The organism is Vannielia litorea (assembly GCF_018424695.1).
GTDB classification, from domain to species: domain Bacteria; phylum Pseudomonadota; class Alphaproteobacteria; order Rhodobacterales; family Rhodobacteraceae; genus Vannielia; species Vannielia litorea_A.
The window spans coordinates 1-380 of the sequence record NZ_QTNQ01000231.1; the positions used below are offsets into that span (position 1 = coordinate 1).

The window sequence follows — 380 nt, forward strand, 5'->3', positions numbered from 1 at the left end:
GAATTCGTCGCCGCAGAACGTGCCGGTCTCGCGCTTGTAGATGAAGCCGGTGTAGCGGGTGATGTAGCCGGTGGCATCGAGGCGCAGGGGGCCCACCGCCCGGCGGATGCCGAGTTCGAGAGTGCGGGCGCGCTCCAGCTTCAGGTTCGGATCGCCGATCTCGAAGGTCTCGGTCGCCTCGTGCGGCCCGCGCGAGTAGAGCTCGAGCACGGACGGGGCGCGCTCGACGTAGGACGCGGTCAGACTCCCCACGAAATCGTAGGGCAGATCCTGCAGCACGCCGAAGCTCGCGCTCTTCGGGGCGAAGCGGCGGCGGCGGTCGTATTCCAGCGGATCGACCGGGCCGGGCAGGTAGTCGCCCGGGAAATTCGTCGCCGTGC

General features: G+C 68.9%; 1 protein-coding gene. It reads right to left on the reverse strand.

The window, feature by feature from the left end:
* Positions 1-380, reverse strand: a 380-nt coding sequence (locus DYI42_RS24120) for a TonB-dependent receptor (RefSeq protein ID WP_213549670.1), incomplete at both ends; no start/stop codon positions are given.